At 69.8% G+C, this 15,967-nt stretch carries 16 protein-coding genes; 13 read left to right on the forward strand and 3 right to left on the reverse strand.

Going from position 1 to position 15,967, the window contains the following annotated elements; translation table 11 throughout:
* Complete coding sequence (locus tag QC818_RS17335) at positions 1-684, reverse strand: SOS response-associated peptidase (RefSeq protein WP_309654121.1); 684 nt, start codon at positions 682-684, stop codon at positions 1-3.
* A 180-nt stretch (positions 685-864) separates the two neighbouring features.
* On the opposite strand from QC818_RS17335, the gene QC818_RS17340 reads away from it, so the two are divergent.
* Both QC818_RS17340 and QC818_RS17345 read left to right on the forward strand, forming a co-directional pair.
* Positions 865-1,482 (forward strand): TetR/AcrR family transcriptional regulator, encoded by a 618-nt coding sequence (locus tag QC818_RS17340; protein ID WP_309654122.1) that lies wholly within the window; start codon positions 865-867, stop codon positions 1,480-1,482.
* Positions 1,483-1,529: 47 nt separating this feature from the next.
* Positions 1,530-2,183 carry a 1-acyl-sn-glycerol-3-phosphate acyltransferase gene (locus QC818_RS17345; protein ID WP_374710102.1) on the forward strand — a complete coding sequence of 218 codons (654 nt, stop codon included), beginning with the start codon at positions 1,530-1,532 and terminating at the stop codon, positions 2,181-2,183.
* Positions 2,184-2,208: 25 nt separating this feature from the next.
* Here QC818_RS17345 and QC818_RS17350 read toward each other — a convergent pair whose 3' ends face one another.
* Together QC818_RS17350 and QC818_RS17355 are read right to left on the reverse strand one after the other, a co-directional pair.
* Positions 2,209-3,495, reverse strand: a complete 1,287-nt coding sequence (locus QC818_RS17350; protein ID WP_309654123.1) for an HlyC/CorC family transporter — start codon at positions 3,493-3,495, stop codon at positions 2,209-2,211.
* Between the two features lie 58 nt (positions 3,496-3,553).
* The gene (locus QC818_RS17355; protein ID WP_309654124.1) at positions 3,554-4,354 is read right to left on the reverse strand and encodes a cytochrome C assembly family protein; all 801 of its coding nucleotides are present in this window, start codon (positions 4,352-4,354) and stop codon (positions 3,554-3,556) included.
* Positions 4,355-4,583: 229 nt separating this feature from the next.
* On the opposite strand from QC818_RS17355, the gene ffh reads away from it, so the two are divergent.
* The 11 genes from ffh to QC818_RS17410 all read left to right on the forward strand — a co-directional run bounded on the left by ffh (position 4,584) and on the right by QC818_RS17410 (position 15,714).
* Positions 4,584-5,999, forward strand: coding sequence for a signal recognition particle protein (ffh, locus tag QC818_RS17360; RefSeq protein WP_309654125.1), 1,416 nt, complete (start codon positions 4,584-4,586; stop codon positions 5,997-5,999).
* 226 nt (positions 6,000-6,225) lie between these two features.
* Positions 6,226-6,474 carry a 30S ribosomal protein S16 gene (gene rpsP / locus QC818_RS17365; protein ID WP_309654126.1) on the forward strand — a complete coding sequence of 83 codons (249 nt, stop codon included), beginning with the start codon at positions 6,226-6,228 and terminating at the stop codon, positions 6,472-6,474.
* Positions 6,475-6,512: 38 nt separating this feature from the next.
* A complete protein-coding gene (rimM, locus tag QC818_RS17370) occupies positions 6,513-7,067 on the forward strand; it encodes a ribosome maturation factor RimM (protein WP_309654127.1) in 555 nt (184 codons plus the stop codon).
* A gap of 17 nt (positions 7,068-7,084) precedes the next feature.
* Positions 7,085-7,861 (forward strand): tRNA (guanosine(37)-N1)-methyltransferase TrmD, encoded by a 777-nt coding sequence (trmD, locus tag QC818_RS17375; RefSeq protein ID WP_309654136.1) that lies wholly within the window; start codon positions 7,085-7,087, stop codon positions 7,859-7,861.
* Positions 7,862-7,987: 126 nt separating this feature from the next.
* The gene (gene rplS, locus QC818_RS17380) at positions 7,988-8,344 is read left to right on the forward strand and encodes a 50S ribosomal protein L19 (RefSeq protein ID WP_309654128.1); all 357 of its coding nucleotides are present in this window, start codon (positions 7,988-7,990) and stop codon (positions 8,342-8,344) included.
* A 141-nt stretch (positions 8,345-8,485) separates the two neighbouring features.
* Positions 8,486-9,367, forward strand: coding sequence for a site-specific tyrosine recombinase XerD (gene xerD / locus QC818_RS17385; protein WP_309654137.1), 882 nt, complete (start codon positions 8,486-8,488; stop codon positions 9,365-9,367).
* Between the two features lie 3 nt (positions 9,368-9,370).
* On the forward strand, positions 9,371-10,114 hold the full coding sequence (locus tag QC818_RS17390) for a DsbC family protein (protein ID WP_309654129.1): 744 nt from the start codon (positions 9,371-9,373) through the stop codon (positions 10,112-10,114).
* A 73-nt stretch (positions 10,115-10,187) separates the two neighbouring features.
* A complete protein-coding gene (locus tag QC818_RS17395; RefSeq protein WP_309654130.1) occupies positions 10,188-11,504 on the forward strand; it encodes a homoserine dehydrogenase in 1,317 nt (438 codons plus the stop codon).
* A gap of 220 nt (positions 11,505-11,724) precedes the next feature.
* On the forward strand, positions 11,725-13,113 hold the full coding sequence (gene thrC, locus QC818_RS17400; protein WP_309654131.1) for a threonine synthase: 1,389 nt from the start codon (positions 11,725-11,727) through the stop codon (positions 13,111-13,113).
* Positions 13,114-13,215: 102 nt separating this feature from the next.
* A complete protein-coding gene (locus tag QC818_RS17405) occupies positions 13,216-15,018 on the forward strand; it encodes a single-stranded-DNA-specific exonuclease RecJ (protein ID WP_309654132.1) in 1,803 nt (600 codons plus the stop codon).
* A gap of 78 nt (positions 15,019-15,096) precedes the next feature.
* A complete protein-coding gene (locus QC818_RS17410; RefSeq protein WP_309654133.1) occupies positions 15,097-15,714 on the forward strand; it encodes a YitT family protein in 618 nt (205 codons plus the stop codon).
* Positions 15,715-15,967 lie beyond the last annotated feature (253 nt).

Consider the following 15,967-nt stretch of genomic DNA (forward strand, 5'->3'; position numbering starts at 1 on the left):
TCACTCCTTGGCGGTGTTCCGACACAGCATGGGACCGGTGGGATAGGCGCAGGCGGCCTCCTGGTGGTCGGGATCGTTCACTCGTCTTGATACCGGAAATGCGCCCAACAGTTCCCCCGGCGCGGGAGCGAGCCGTTCCCGAAGCGTGTCGCGCGGCGTCGCCGGATCCAGCCAGGCCGCGGCGTCGGCGGCGTCGATCACCGCCGGCAGTCGGTCGGTGATCGGGGTCAGCAGGTCGTTGGCGGCCACCGTGATCAGCGCGAACGAGTCGTGGTGCTCGGTCAGTCCGGTGTGGAAGCGGCACCACAGGCCGGCCAGCAGCAGGGGGCCGCGGTCGACGCGGGTCACCAGGTAGGGCTGCTTGCCCCTCGGCCGCGGCTGCCAGGCGTAGACGCCCCCCGCGGGCACCAGGCAGCGCCGGGCGGCGAAGGCCTCGCGGAACATGGCGCGCCGCTCCAGGGATTCGGCCCGGGCGCAGTGGGGCGCGTGGTCCAGGACCTCGAGCCAGGGCGGCGTCAGCCCCCAGAAGGCCTGGGTCAGGCGGGGGCGGCCGGCCTCCAGGCGAATGATCGACAGCGGGCGGCGCGGCGCCAGGTTGGCGCCGGTGACGGGCGGGACGTCGATGGCCAGGCCCGGCATCAGGCGCTCGAGGTCGAGGGGCGGGATATAGAGGCGGCCGGCCATGGAACCTCCGGGGAAAGGGAGCGTCAGGGTAACCAAGACACGCTGGCGAGAAAAGCGCGACGGCGCCCGGGCTTGCGTTGATCCGCAGGCACGATATGCTAGCGGAAACGGTGTTTTCATACGCCCCTCGTCGCCGGCGCCCGCCGTCGCGACCCGCTCTCCTGCTCCGCGAGGAAGTCCATGGCCCGTCCCAGACAGCACGCCCCCGAGGCCCTGCATGCCCAGGTGATGGCGGCCTGCGATGCCTGGCTGCAGGAGCAACCGGTGCATACCCTGTCGCTGCGCGCCCTGGCCCGGGAGGTCGGCTGTGCGCCCAGCACCCTGCTCAAGCTCTACGGCAGCTTCAACAACCTGCTGCAGCACGTGAACCTGGAGTCCCTGGCGCGGCTGCAAACCGCCATCGATCCGCTGCTCGAGGCAGCCGCGCCCGAGGCCCGGCTCAAGGCGCTGGCCATGGCCTACTGGACCTTCGCCCGCCGCGAGCCCTTCCGCTGGCAACTGATGTTCGATTATCCGCTGGCCCAGGAGGGCGAGCTCGATCAGCGCCAGAGCGACATGATCGAGGCGCTGTTCCTGCGGGTGGAGAATACCCTCAAGGAGTATCAGCCGGCGCTGGGCGATCCGGAGGCGCGCCGCCTGGGGCGGACCCTCTGGGGCAGCGTGCACGGCCTGGTGCAGCTGGGCCTCAACGAACGGCTGGGCTACTGGCAGAGCGAGCCGCTGGAGGTCGACGAGCTGCTCGACCAGCTGCTCTCGACCCTGCTGGCCGGCCTCAAGGCGAGGCCGTCGGCACCTTGAGCCCGTTGCTGGCCTGGGGCGTCCCGCTCCTGCTGGCGCTGGGCGCCCTGGGCTGGGCCTGCCGCTCGCCCCGCCGGGCGCTGCGACGGCTGGTGTTCCTGCTCATCCACCTGCTCTACCGGTTGCGTTTCCGCGGCCGTCGCCACCTGCCCGCCCATGGGCCGGCGCTGGTGGTCTGCAACCATGTCAGTTTCGTCGATGCGCTGGTGGTGGGCGGCGGCTGTCCGCGGCCGGTGCGTTTCCTGATGGATCGCCCGATCTACGAGTCCCCGGGGCTGCATTGGCTGTTCCGGCTGGTCGGCGCCATTCCGGTGGATTCCGAGCGGCGCGACCCCGGGGGGCTGCGTCGGGCGCTGGATCAGGTCAGCCAGGCGTTGCGGGCCGGCGAGGTGGTGATGCTCTTCCCCGAGGGCCGGCTGACCCCGGACGGCGAGGTGCACGCCTTCCGGCGGGGCCTGGAGCTGATCCTGGCCCGCGACCCGGTGCCGGTGGTGCCGGCCGCCCTGGCCGGCCTCTGGGGCTCCTGGACCTCCCATCGCGGGGGGCGGGCGCTGGCCAAGTGGCCGCGGCGCTTCCGCGCCCGGGTGGCGCTCTACTTCGGCGAGCCGCTGGCCGCCGAGGCGGCCAGGCGGGATCGGGTGGAGGCCCGGGTCCGGGCGCTCAAGGCCGAGGCGGACGCCTGGGTGGTCGGCGGTTCCTGAGGCGATCCCGAGGCGCGATCCTCGGTCACGCCTGGACCGGGGCCGGCCGTCGCACCGCCTGCCAGCAGCGCGCCGAGGTGATGAGGTTGTCGCGGACCTCGAGGATCTCCATGCGCACCGCCCCGATCTGCAGGCAGGCCGGTCCGTCGGGGAAGGATTCCAGGTGCTCGAGGATCAGGCCGTTGAGGGTCTTGGGGCCGTCGGTGGGCAGCTGCCAGGCCAGCGCCTTGTTGATGTCGCGGATGCTGGCGGTGCCGTCGATGAGGTGGCTGCCGTCGTCCTGGGGGTGGATGTCCTGATCCTGGCCGGCCACGTCGGTGGTGAACTCGCCGACGATCTCCTCGAGGATGTCCTCCAGGGTCACCAGGCCCTCGACGTCGCCGTACTCGTCCACCACGATGCCGATGCGCCGCTTCTGCTTCTGGAAGTTGAGCAGCTGGGTGTGCAGCGGCGTCGATTCGGGGATGAAGTAGGGCTCCCGGGCCTCCTGGACGATGGCGGCCTTGGTGACCTCGCCCCGGGACAGGAAGCGCGCCGCGTTGCGCAGGTGCAGCATGCCGATGATGTTGTTGATGTCGCCCTTGAACACCGGGATCCGGGTGTGCTGGCTGGTGCGGATCTGGGTGAGGATGTCGTCCAGGTCGTCGTCCAGGTCGATGCCCACCACCTCGTGGCGGGGCACCATGATGTCGTTCACCGTGACGTTCTCGAGGTCGAGGATCGATACCAGCATGGCTTGGTGGCGACGGGGAATCAGCGGGCCGGCCTCGTGGACCACGGTGCGCAGCTCGTCCCGGGTCAGGTTGTCGCCGCCGGCCTCCAGCGTCTTGACCCCGGTCAGGCGCAGCAGGCCGTTGGAGATGGCGTTGACCAGCCACACCAGCGGGTAGAGCAGCTTGAGCAGCGGTTCCAGCACCACCGAGGCCGGGTAGGCGATGCGCTCGGGCTTGACCGCCGCGTAGGTCTTGGGGGTGACCTCGGCGAAGATCAGGATCACGATGGTCAGGATCAGCGGGGCGATCGCCGGACCGGTCACCTCGCCGAAGAAGTGGATGGCCAGCACGGTGGCGATCGCCGCCGCCAGGTTGTTGACCAGGTTGTTGCCGATCAGGATCACGCCGATCAGCCGATCGGGGCGGCTCAGCAGGCGCATCACCCGCTGGGCGCGCCCCTCGCCCTCGCCGGCGCGATGGCTCAAGCGATAGCGGTTGATCGACATCATGCCGGTCTCGGAACTCGAGAAGAAGGCGGAAAGGCAGATGAGCAGCAGCAGCAGGCCGAACAGCCATCCCAGAGGGAAGTCGTCGCTCAAGTCGAAGGGTCCTCAATCGCGTATCAGGCTTGAGTTGTAGGGACGGGGCCCGGCAGTGTCAAGGCCGCGCCAGCAGCACCTCGATGACGAACTTGCTGCCGAAGTAGGCCAGCAGCAGCACCAGGTAGCCGCCGAGGGTCCAGCGCACCGCCCGCATGCCCCGCCAGCCCAGCCAGTAATGGCTGACCAGCAGGATGGCGAAGATCACCCAGGCGGCCAATGACAGGATCGTCTTGTGGGCCAGGTGCTGGGCGAACATGTCGTCGACGAAGGCGAAGCCGCTGACGATGGACAAGGTCAGCAGCGCCATGCCGGCCCAGATCAGCTCGAACAGCAGGCGCTCCATGGTGGTCAGCGGCGGCAGCGACTGCACCACGCCGCGGATGTGGTGATGGCGCAGCGCCTGGTTCTGCACGCCGAGCAGCACCGCCTGGACGGCGGCGATGGCCAGCAGGGCGAAGGCCAGCGCCGAGCTCAGGGCGTGCAGGGCGATGCCCGGCGTCATGCCGGCGCCCTTCTCCGGGCTCGGCCATTCCACCGCCAGCAGCAGGATCACCCCGGCCAGCGGCAGCAGGCCGGCGGCCACGTTGAGCACCGGCTTGAACAGGCTGACCCCCAGCAGTACCAGCACCGCTAGCCCGCTGATCAGCACCGCGCTGGTGGTCAGGCCCGGTAGCAGCGTCTCGCCCCGGCCGAGCAGCCCCACCGCCAGCGGCAGGTGGCAGAGCAGGCCCAGCGCGCCGAAGCTGCGCACCAGGCCGGCACGGGGCGGGACCCGGCGGGCCAGGGTCAGGCCCTGCCAGGAGGCGGCCGCGAGGTAGAGGAGGAAGGCCATGACGGCCAGGGGAAGCGCTTGCATCGATTGCTATCCGTGCGCCGTCGCCAGCGCCTGACGAGCTGAGAATGGAGTCGCCACTATACCGAATCCTCCCGCCGGCGCACAGCGGGGCGATCCGCCGCCCCCCCGGTGCCATGGAGACTCGCCGCCACAAGGCGTATAATTTTCGACCAATTGCAGGCAAGCCCGCCGCGCCGCCGCTGCGGCGCGGGCACCGGCTTGCCATGGCCATCGTTTTCGGAGGGGCCCGATGTTCCAGAATCTCAGTGATCGTCTGTCCCAGACGCTCAAATCGATCAAGGGTCAGGCGCGCCTGACCGAGGACAACGTCAAGGACACCCTGCGCGAGGTGCGCCGGGCCCTGCTGGAGGCCGACGTCGCCCTGCCGGTGGTCAAGGCCTTCATCGACCGGGTCCGCGAGCGGGCCGTGGGTCAGGAGGTCTCCAAGAGCCTCTCGCCCGGCCAGCAGTTCGTCAAGATCGTCCAGCAGGAGCTCGAGGCGATCATGGGCGAGGCCAACGAGGGGCTGACCCTCAAGGGCCAGCCCGCCGTGGTGCTGATGGCCGGCCTTCAGGGGGCGGGCAAGACCACCTCCGTGGCCAAGCTGGCGCGCCACCTGCGCGAGCGCGAGAAGAAGAAGGTGCTGGTGGTCTCGGCGGACGTCTATCGCCCGGCGGCCATCGACCAGCTCGAGACCCTGGCCGGCGAGGTGGGCGTGGACTTCTTCCCGTCGAGCTCCGACCAGCAGCCGGTGGCCATCGCCGAGGCGGCGATCAAGCACGCCAGGATCCAGTTCCACGACGTGGTGCTCGTCGACACCGCCGGCCGGCTGGCCATCGACGAGGCCATGATGGCCGAGATCCAGGCGCTCGAGAACGCCGTGTCGCCGGACGAGACGCTGTTCGTGGTCGACGCCATGACCGGCCAGGACGCCGCCAACACCGCCAAGGCCTTCCATGAGGCGCTGCCGCTGACCGGGGTGATCCTCACCAAGGCCGACGGCGACGCCCGGGGCGGCGCGGCGCTCTCGGTGCGCCACATCACCGGCAAGCCGATCAAGTTCATGGGCGTGGGCGAGAAGGTCGACGCCCTGGAGCCCTTCCACCCGGATCGCGTGGCCTCGCGGATCCTCGGCATGGGCGATGTGCTGTCGCTGATCGAGGAGGCCGAGCGCACCGTCGACAAGGGCAAGGCCGAGCAGCTCGCCAAGAAGGTCAAGAAGGGCGACGGTTTCGACCTCGAGGACTTCCGCGACCAGCTCCAGCAGCTCAAGAAGATGGGCGGCATGGGCGGCCTGCTGGGCAAGCTGCCCGGCATGGGGCAGATGGCCGAGATGGCCCAGGGGCCGGGGCCTGAGAAGGAGATGGGCAAGCTCGAGGCGCTGATCAACTCCATGACCCCCCAGGAGCGCCGCAAGCCGGAGATCATCAACGGCTCGCGCAAGCGGCGCATCGCCGCCGGCGCTGGCCTGCAGGTGCCCGACCTGAATCGCCTGCTCAAGCAGCACAAGCAGATGCAGAAGATGATGAAGAAGGCCGGCAAGAAGGGCGGCATGCAGAAGATGATGCGCGGCATGTCCGGCATGATGGGCGGTGGCCCCGGCGGTCCGGGTGGTCCGGGCGGTCCCGGAGGCATGGGCGGCCCGGGCGGCATGCCCTGGCGCTGAACGCCGCCGGCCGGCGGGATCCCCCCGGGCGGGCCGCAAAAAGGTTCCCAAACGGGGTGGATTTCCGTAGAATGCGGCGTCTTCATTGGCAGGTCCGCGATGCATCGCGGCCAACGTCGAGACCGAACACACCGGCGGCACGCCTCCGGCGTGCGGTCGAACCGCTTGTCGAGGGCCGCGGCCCCGACCGACAACCTCCGAAACTCAACCGAAGGACAGTCAACGCATGGTTACCATTCGTCTGGCACGTGGTGGCGCCAAGAAGCGTCCCTTCTACCACCTGACCGTGACCGATTCCCGCAACGCGCGCGACGGTCGTTTCATCGAGCGCCTCGGCTTCTTCAACCCGGTGGCCCGTGGCCAGGAAGAGCGCCTGCGCGTCGACCTGGACCGCATCCAGCACTGGCAGGACCAGGGCGCCCAGCTGTCCGGCCGCGTCGCCGAGCTGGTCAAGGAAGCCCGCAAGCAGGCCTGAGCGCCTGAAGGCCCCGAATGTCTGACGCAGGACCGTCGATGAGCGCAAGCGTCGAGCCAAGCCAGGCCGATGACGACCATGTGGTGCTGGGCAAGCTGACCAGCCCCTACGGCGTCAAGGGCTGGCTCAAGGTGTATTCGTACACCAGCCCGATGGAGGGCATCCTCGACTACGATGCCTGGGTGCTGCGCCGGAACGGGCGCCTGGTGCGCCATCGCCTCGTCCAGGGGCGGCGCCACGGCAAGGGCCTGGTGGCCCGGCTGGAGGGCGTCGAGTATCGCGACCAGGCCGAGGCCCTGGCCGGCGCCGAGGTGCTGCTGCCCAAGGCCGAGCTGCCCGAGCTCGACGGCGAGGACGACTACTACTGGTACCAGCTCGAGGGCCTGCGGGTGGTGACCCGCGACGGCGTGACCCTGGGCCATGTCGACTACCTGTTCGAGACCGGCGCCAACGACGTGCTGGTGGTCAAGGGGCGCGACGACGCGGCCATCGACGACCGCGAGCGGCTGCTGCCCTACCTGCCCGGCGAGGTCGTGCAGGACGTGGACCTCGAGGCCGGCGTGATGACCGTGGACTGGGATCCGGCGTTTTGATGCGCGCCGAGGCCTCCATGTGGGTCGGCGTGGTGTCGCTGTTTCCCGAGATGTTCGAGGCCCTGACCCATCAGGGCGTGACGGGCAGGGCGGTGGAGAAGGGGCGCATCGCCCTGGAGTTCTGGAATCCCCGGGACTACGCCACCGACCGGCATCGCACCGTGGACGACCGCCCCTATGGCGGCGGCCCGGGGATGCTGATGAAGGTCGACACCCTGCGCTCGGCCATCCACGACGCCCGCGCCCGGGCCGAGGCGGCCACCGGGCAGCGCCCCCGGGTGATCTACCTGTCGCCCCAGGGGCGGCGGCTGGATCAGCGCGGCGCGCAGGAACTGGCCGAAGGCCCGCCCCTGGTGGTGGTGGCCGGACGCTACGAAGGCATCGATGAGCGGGTGGTGGAAGCCGACATCGATGAGGAATGGTCGATCGGCGACTATGTGCTCAGCGGCGGCGAGCTGCCGGCCATGGTGCTGATCGATGCCGCGGCAAGGCTGGTGCCCGGGGTGCTGGGCCACCAGGATTCCGCGGTCGAGGACTCCTTCAACGACGGACTGCTGGACTGTCCGCACTATACCCGTCCCGAGGTCGTCGACGGGCGTCAAGTGCCGGAGGTCCTGCTCAGCGGCCATCATGGCGCCATCCGGCGCTGGCGGCTCAAGCAGTCCCTGGGCCGAACCTGGCTGCGGCGGCCGGACCTGCTGGAAGGCAGGCAGCTGACCGCCGAGCAGCGGGCCCTGCTGGAGGAGTTCATCGAGGAGCACGCCGACAAGGCGGAGGTGCAGGACGCGCCCTGAGGGCGGCGGACCTGCGTCACCAACAGGACTCCCGCGCCTCGACCCGCTCGAGCGCCGGGATCACGACACGCCGGCCAACCACTGCCGGACCGGCGCGTCAACGAATGTTATCGAGGAGTTATCGTCATGAGCAGCAAGAACAAGGTGATCCAGGCGCTCGAAGCCGAGCAGATGAGTAAGGATGTCCCCGAGTTCGCCCCGGGTGACACCGTGGTCGTCCAGGTCAAGGTCAAGGAAGGCAACCGCGAGCGCCTCCAGGCCTTCGAAGGCGTGGTCATCGGCAAGCGCAACCGCGGCCTGAACTCCGCCTTCACCGTGCGCAAGGTGTCCCACGGCGTCGGCGTCGAGCGGACCTTCCAGACCTACAGCCCGCTGGTCGACTCCATCCACGTCAAGCGTCGCGGCGACGTCCGCCAGGCCAAGCTCTACTACCTCCGCGAGCGCAGCGGCAAGTCCGCCCGCATCAAGGAAAAGCTGGCCTGAGGCGCCTGCCCGCCGGCATGCGGTGACGTGGTGCGCCACGCATCGACAGCGAGACCCCGTCACCGCAGCCGCGGGGCGGGGTCTCGTCGTGTCGGGCCGGGGGACGGCTAGGGAGGAAGCGTGACGGTCAGCGACGATGCCATGCACCTGATCGAGGCCTGCCTCGACGATCTCTGGCTGGGGCAGGGCGCCAGCGACAACACCCTGGCCGCCTATCGCCGCGACCTGATGGCCTGGGCGGCCCGGCTCGAGGCGCGCGGCGAGTCGCTGCTGGCGCCCGGGAGCGAGGCGCTGGCGGACTGGCTGGACGAGCGCCGGGAGGCCGGCTATCGGCTGCGCAGCAACGCCCGGCTGCTGTCGAGCCTGCGGCGCTTCTATCGCTGGGCCCTGGCCGAGGGGCGGCTCGACCGGGATCCCCTGGCCGAGGTGCGCCTGCCCCGGGTCCGCCCCTCGTTGCCGGATACCCTGGAAGAGGGCGAGGTGGAGCGGCTGCTGGCCGCGCCGGACCTCGACACCGCCCTGGGCCTGCGTGATCGCGCCATGCTCGAGGTCCTCTACGGGGCCGGGCTGCGGGTCAGCGAGCTGGTGGGGCTGACCACCGATGCCCTGAACCTGCGCCAAGGCGTGGTGCGGGTCCGCGGCAAGGGCGACAAGGAGCGCCTGGTGCCGCTTGGCGAGGAGGCGCTGCACTGGCTGAGCCGCTACCTGCGCACCGCCCGCGGCGCCCTGATGCGCGATCCGTCGCGCCCGGCGCTGTTCCCCGGGCGCGGGGACGCCTGCCTGACCCGCCAGGCCTTCTGGCACCGCATCAAGGCCCATGCGCTGGCCGCCGGCATCGACCGGCCGCTGTCGCCGCACACCCTGCGGCATGCCTTCGCGACCCATCTGTTGAATCATGGGGCCAACCTGCGTGTCGTACAGCTGTTGCTGGGTCACAGCGACCTGTCGACCACGCAGATCTATACCCATGTGGCGCAGGCCCGGCTCGAGGCCCTGCACGCCGACCACCATCCCCGAGGTTGAACCATGACTGCATCCCTTCGCGCCCTGATCGCCGGCGCCCTCGCCACCCTGTCGCTGCCCGCCCTGGCCGAGTCGGAGGCGGCCATCGAGCGTCTCGCCGAGGGCCTGCAGGTCAACGGCCGCGACATGCCGGTGGAGCGCATCGAGGCGACGCCCCTGGAGGGCTTCTTCGAGGTCCGCCTGGCGACCGGCGAGCGCTTCTACACGGACAGCGAGGGCGACTACTTCCTGGTCGGCGACCTCTACGAGAACGCCGAGGGCGGCCTGGTCAACCTTTCCGAACAGGCGCGCAACGCCGAACGCGCCGAGCGCCTGGCCGCGATCCCCGATGCCGAGCGGGTGATCTTCCGCGGCACCGACGAGCCGAAGGCCCGGATCACGGTGTTTACCGACACCACCTGTCCCTACTGCCGCCGGCTGCACGAGGAGGTGCCGCGCCTCAACGAGATGGGCATCCGGGTCGACTACCTGGCCTTCCCCCGCGGCGGCATGCGCTCGCCGGGGGCGCGGGAGCTCGAGCGGGTGTGGTGCGCGGCCAATCCGGCCGAGGCCATGGCGGCGGCCAAGCGCGAGGAGTCGTTCGAGGGCGACGCGGCCTGCGACAATCCGGTCGAGGACCAGTATCATCTGGGCATGGAACTCGGCGTGCAGGGCACGCCGGCCATCGTGCTGCCCGATGGGCGCCTGGTGCCCGGCTACGTGCCGGCGGAGCGCCTGGCGGCCATGCTGGGCCTGAACGACCAATAGCCGCGCCGTCGAGCGCGGGTGGGCCGATGAGGCCGTATCGCTGAGACACACGCCAGTAACGAGGGGAATGACATTGAAACCGGTGAGAGTGGGAATCTGTGGCCTGGGCACCGTCGGCGGCGGGACCTTCAACGTACTGACGCGCAACGCCGACGAGATCGCTCGTCGGGCGGGGCGACCGATCGTCATCGAGCAGGTGGCCTACCGCACGCCCAACCCCGAGTGTGACGTCACCGGCATCAAGAGCACCCAGGACGTCTTCGAAGTCGCCGCTAACCCCGACATCGATGTCGTCGTCGAGCTGATCGGCGGCTACGACGTGGCCCGGGAGCTGGTGCTCACCGCCATCGACAACGGCAAGCACGTGGTTACCGCCAACAAGGCGCTGATCGCCGTTCACGGCAACGAGATCTTCCAGGCGGCCCACGAGAAGGGCGTGATCGTGGCCTTCGAGGCGGCGGTGGCCGGCGGCATCCCGGTGATCAAGTCGCTGCGCGAGGGCCTGGGCGCCAACCGCATCGAATGGCTGGCCGGGATCATCAACGGCACCGGCAACTTCATCCTCACCCACATGCGCGACGAGGGCCGGGCCTTCGAGGACGTGCTCGCCGAGGCCCAGGCGCTGGGCTATGCCGAGGCCGACCCGACCTTCGACGTGGAAGGCATCGACGCCGCCCACAAGCTCACCATCCTGGCCTCCATCGCCTATGGCGTGCCGCTGCAGTTCGAGAAGGCCTACACCGAGGGCATCTCCCGGGTGACCGCCGAGGACGTGGAGCAGGCCGACAACCTGGGCTACATCATCAAGCACCTGGGCATCTCCAAGCGCACCGACGAGGGCCTGGAGCTGCGCGTGCATCCGACCCTGATCCCCAAGGAGCGGCTGCTGGCCAACGTCCACGGCGTCAAGAACGCCATCGCCGTGATGGGCGACGCCGTGGGCCCGACCCTCTACTACGGCGCCGGCGCCGGTGCCGAGCCCACCGCCTCGGCGGTGGTGGCCGACGTGCTCGACGTGGCCCGCGACATCACCACCGATCACCACTATCGCGTGCCCTACCTGGCCTTCAGCGGCATCGGCGAGAGCGACGACCAGCCGCCGATCCTGGCCATGGAGGAGATCAGCACCGCCTATTACCTGCGTCTGCTGGCGGTGGATCGCCCCGGGGTGCTGGCCCGGGTCGCCACCATCCTCTCCGAGGAGGGCATCTCCATCGAGGCGCTGATCCAGAAGGAGGCCACCGAGGGCGAGCTGGTGCCGATCATCCTGATGACGCATCGCACCCGCGAGCGGCAGATGAACGAGGCGATCCGCAAGATCGAGTCCATGGCCGATATCGCCGGCGCGGTGACGCGGATCCGGGTCGAGGCCCTGGACGAGAACGAATAAGCCGGGCTGCGCCCGGAGCGGTAAGCCATAAGCTTGAAGCTGGAAGAAAAAACCTAGACCGCCTCATGTGGCGGGTACAGGCTGGCTTCGAGCTTCGAGCTTCGAGCTTCGAGCTTCGAGCTTCGAGCTTCGAGCTTCGAGCTTCGAGCTTCGAGCTTCGAGCTTTTCGCCGGATAATCGCCGCCGGTGGCCTCGGGTCGCCGGCGCAAGGGATCAGAGAATGCGCTATATCAGTACCCGCGGGCAGGCGCCCGCGCTGTCCTTCGAGGAGGTCGTGCTCACCGGCATGGCCAGCGACGGCGGCCTCTACGTGCCCGAGACCGTGCCCCAGCTGAGCCATGAGACGCTGGCCGACATGGCCGGCTGCTCCTACGCCGAGATCGCCTTCCGGGTGATGCAGCCCTACGTGGGCGGCGAGATCGACGACGACACCTTCCGCGAGATCGTCCGCGACGCCTACGCGACCTTCAGCCACGATGCCGTGGTGCCGCTCAACCAGCTCGACGCCAATCACTTCCTGCTCGAGCTGTTCCACGGCCCGACCCTGGCGTTCAAGGACGTGGCCCTGCAGCTGCTGGGCCGGCTGCTCGACCACTTCCTCGAGAAGCGCGGCGAGCGCGCCGTGATCATGGGCGCCACCTCCGGCGATACCGGTTCGGCCGCCATCGAGGGCTGCCGCCACTGCGACAACCTGGACATCTTCATCCTGCATCCGCACCAGCGGGTGTCCGAGGTCCAGCGCCGCCAGATGACCACCGTGCTGGCCGACAACGTCTTCAACGTCGCCATCGAGGGCAACTTCGACGACGCCCAGGCGATGGTCAAGGCGAGCTTCGCCGATCAGGGATTCCTCAACGGCACCCGCCTGGTGGCGGTGAACTCGATCAACTGGGCACGCATCATGGCCCAGATCGTCTACTACGTGGCCTCCGCCGTGGCGCTGGGCGCACCGCATCGCAAGGTCAGCTTCTGCGTGCCCTCGGCCAACTTCGGCAACGTCTTCGCCGGCTACATGGCCCATCGCATGGGCCTGCCGGTGGAGCGCTTCGTGATCGCCACCAACGCCAACGACATCCTGCACCGGACCCTGGCCGACAACGACTTCTCCAAGAAGGAGCTGGTCGCCACCCTGGCGCCGTCCATGGACATCGTGGTGTCGTCCAACTTCGAGCGCCTGCTGTTCGAGGCCTACCAGCGCGACGGCGCCGCCGTGGCCGAGCTGCTCGAGCGCTTCCAGGACGAGCCCTCGGCGCTGGCCGAGGCGCCGCTGGCGCGGCTGCGCGAGAGGTTCGCCAGCCACAGCATCGACGACGCCACCATCCTGGAGGTGATCCGCGAGGCGCATCACCGCACCCAGGAGATCCTCGACCCGCACACCGCCACCGGCTACCGCGCCGCCGAGCGCGAGCGCGGCGACGCCAGCGTGCCGATGATCACCCTGGCCACCGCCCATCCCGCCAAGTTCGCCGACGCGGTGGTCAAGGCCGGTTTCCCGGGCGTGCCCCTGCCGCCGCACATGGACGACCTGCTGGAGCGCGAGGAGCGCTACAGCGTGCTGCCGGCCGAGCTCGCCGCCGTGCAGCGGTTCGTGGCCGACAACCGGCGGTAATCATGTTCTGGCTCGGGGCTAACCCGGCACCCCTCGGCCCTCGCCGTAAGCCTCATGACGCCCGGTTCGCCGGGCGTCTTGCCGTCATCTCCTGGAGTTTCCGTGGACGCTATCCCGACGCCCGACCCCGACGCCTCGCTGACGCCCCGCATCCTGCCGCGGCCCCGCGACGAGGCCCTGGAGGCCCGCGCCCTGGCGGAGGGGCTGACGCCGCTGCAGGCCCGCGTGCTGGCCGGGCGCCTGCCCGGCCACCGCGGCGAGCTCGCGCCGCTGGTGTCGCCCAGCCTGCGCCACCTGGCGCATCCCGAGCGGCTCAAGGACGCGCGCCCCGCCGCCGAGCGCATCGCCCAGGCGGTGGTCGAGGGCGAGCACATCGGCATCCTCACCGACTACGACGTCGACGGCATTACCTCCCATGTGGTGATCCGCCGGACCCTGAACGAGCTGTTCGGCGTGCCCGAGGCCAGGCTGCACAGCCTGATCGGCCACCGCATCCATGACGGCTACGGGATCAGCCTGCCGCTGGTGGAACGGACGCTGAAGCTGTCGCCGCGGCCGAGCCTGGTGATCACCGCCGACTGCGGCAGCTCCGATGAGCCGCGCATCGCCCGGCTCAAGGCCGCCGGCATCGACGTCATCGTCAGCGACCACCACGCGCTGCCGGTGGAGGGCCCGCCGGCCTCGGCCTTCGCCACCGTCAACCCGACCCGCGACGACTGCGACTATCCGGACCCGACCATCGCCGGCTGCATGGTCGCCTGGCTGACCATGTCGCTGGCCCGGGCGGTGCTGATCGAATGGGGCGTGCTGGCGGCCGCCACGCCCAAGCTCTCGCCCTGGCTCTCCTACGTGGCATTGGGCACCGTGGCGGACTGCGTGTCGCTGGGCGGCAGCGCCGCCAACCGCGCCGTGGTCACCCAGGGCCTGGCGCTGATCAACCGCATGGAGGCGGCCTGCTGGCGGACCATGGCCGAACGGCTGGGCGCCGACAGCGTGCCCTTCGACGCCGAGACCCTGGCCTTCCAGATGGGCCCGCGGATCAATGCCCGGTCGCGGCTCGACGATCCCTACGCCGCGCTGCACTTCATGCTCGCCGAGCAGGATCATGTCGCGCAGCGCTATCTCGAGGTGCTCGATCAGGACAACCAGTCGCGCAAGGCCATCGAGGCGGACATGGCCGAGCAGGCCCGCGCCCTGGCCCGGCCGCAGCTCGCCGAGGGGGCGCCGGCGCTGGTGGTCCATCTGGAGGATGGCCATCCCGGCGTGCAGGGCATCGTCGCCTCCCGGCTGGTGCAGGCCTTCGGCCGGCCGACCCTGGTGCTGACCCCGGCCGCCCAGGCCGGCATGCTGACCGGCTCGGGGCGCTCCATCGAGGCCCTGCACCTGCGCGACGCCCTGCAGCGCACCCACGAGCTGGCGCCCGAGGCGCTGCCGCGCTTCGGCGGCCACCGCGGCGCCGCCGGCGTCGGCGTGCCGGCGGAATCGCTCGCCGCCTTCCGCGCAGCCTTCCTGCAGGCGGTCGGCGAGCAGCTCGGCGACACCGAGCTGTTCCCGAAGGTCTACACCGATGGCGAGCTCGAGCCTGGCCAGATGAGCCTCGCCACCCTCGACGAGCTCGAGGCGCTGGGTCCCTACGGCCGCGAGTTCGACCCGCCGCTGTTCGAGGGCGAGTTCCTGGTGGAGGCGCTGCGCCCGGTGGGCGCCGAGGGCAATCACCTGATGATGGAGCTCGCCGCCGGCCCGGTGGCGACGAAGGCGATCTGGTTCCGGGCGCTGACCCCGGGCGAGGTGCCGGCCTTCGGCGTCGGCGACCGGCTGCGCTGCGCCTACAAGCTCAACCGCAATCGCTGGCGCGGCCGCGAGTCGTTGCAGCTGATGGTCGAGCACGCCCATCCCCTCGCCTGAGGCCTGGTATACTGCAGCGCGTCATGGAGGCCGGCTTCGCCGGCCTCCGTCTTGTCATGCCATCAACGAGGAACGTCCATGGAGCCCCAGGAGCTGCCCACCGACCCGCATCGCCCCTACGAAGACCTGCTGGCCATGCTGCTGGGCACGCTCTTCGTCGCCCTGGGGGTCCACTTCTACACCGAGGCGACCCTGCTCACCGGCAGCACCGCGGGCATGGCGCTGCTGCTGCAGTACGCCACCGACTGGAGCTTCGGTCTGCTGTTCTTCCTGCTCAACCTGCCGTTCTATGCCCTGGCGATCCGCCGCATGGGCTGGAACTTCACCCTGCGCACCTTCGTGGCCATCGGCCTGGTGTCGCTGTTCTCCGAGCTGACCGGCCAGTGGATCGCCATCGACTGGCTGCACCCGCTCTATGCGGCGCTGATGGGCGGCAGCCTGATCGGCCTGGGCATGCTGGTGCTGTTCCGCCATCGCACCAGCCTGGGCGGCATCAACATCCTGGCGCTCTTCCTTCAGGAGCGTTACGGCTGGCGGGCAGGCTATGTCCAGCTGGCCATCGACGGCATGATCCTGCTGGTGGCCTTCTTCATGCTGCCCCTGGACCGGGTGGCGCTGTCGGTGTTCGGCGCCCTGGCCATGAACCTGATCATCGCCCTGAATCACAAGCCGGGGCGTTACCTGGGGGTGAGCTAGGGGCCGGTTCCGGATAAACAACCTACCGAGAGATCACACCTTGTACGTGGGCCAGACCCCTGGCGTGGCCAGTTCCAGCAGATGGCCGTCGGGGTCGCGGCCGATAACAGAGGCAGGCACTCCCGAGAGCCGCCTGGCAGTTGGGCCAGCCCCCTGGCGTGGCCAGTTCCAGCAGATGGCCGTCGGGGTCGCGGCCGATAACAAAGGCAGGCGCTCCCGAGAGCCGCCTAGTAGTTGGGCCAGACCCCTGGCG

This window comes from Halomonas koreensis (assembly GCF_031451675.1).
Classification (GTDB): Bacteria; Pseudomonadota; Gammaproteobacteria; order Pseudomonadales; family Halomonadaceae; genus Halomonas; species Halomonas koreensis.

Excerpts from the sequence above, each read along its gene's own strand:
- QC818_RS17335 (WP_309654121.1), bottom strand. The coding sequence starts at position 684 with ATGGCCGGCCGCCTCTATATCCCGCCCCTCGACCTCGAGCGCCTGATG.
- QC818_RS17340 (WP_309654122.1), top strand. The coding sequence starts at position 865 with ATGGCCCGTCCCAGACAGCACGCCCCCGAGGCCCTGCATGCCCAGGTG.
- QC818_RS17355 (WP_309654124.1), bottom strand. The coding sequence starts at position 4,354 with ATGCAAGCGCTTCCCCTGGCCGTCATGGCCTTCCTCCTCTACCTCGCG.
- ffh (WP_309654125.1), top strand. The coding sequence starts at position 4,584 with ATGTTCCAGAATCTCAGTGATCGTCTGTCCCAGACGCTCAAATCGATC.
- rpsP (WP_309654126.1), top strand. The coding sequence starts at position 6,226 with ATGGTTACCATTCGTCTGGCACGTGGTGGCGCCAAGAAGCGTCCCTTC.
- rimM (WP_309654127.1), top strand. The coding sequence starts at position 6,513 with ATGAGCGCAAGCGTCGAGCCAAGCCAGGCCGATGACGACCATGTGGTG.
- trmD (WP_309654136.1), top strand. The coding sequence starts at position 7,085 with ATGTGGGTCGGCGTGGTGTCGCTGTTTCCCGAGATGTTCGAGGCCCTG.
- rplS (WP_309654128.1), top strand. The coding sequence starts at position 7,988 with ATGAGCAGCAAGAACAAGGTGATCCAGGCGCTCGAAGCCGAGCAGATG.
- xerD (WP_309654137.1), top strand. The coding sequence starts at position 8,486 with ATGCACCTGATCGAGGCCTGCCTCGACGATCTCTGGCTGGGGCAGGGC.
- QC818_RS17390 (WP_309654129.1), top strand. The coding sequence starts at position 9,371 with ATGACTGCATCCCTTCGCGCCCTGATCGCCGGCGCCCTCGCCACCCTG.
- thrC (WP_309654131.1), top strand. The coding sequence starts at position 11,725 with ATGCGCTATATCAGTACCCGCGGGCAGGCGCCCGCGCTGTCCTTCGAG.
- QC818_RS17410 (WP_309654133.1), top strand. The coding sequence starts at position 15,097 with ATGGAGCCCCAGGAGCTGCCCACCGACCCGCATCGCCCCTACGAAGAC.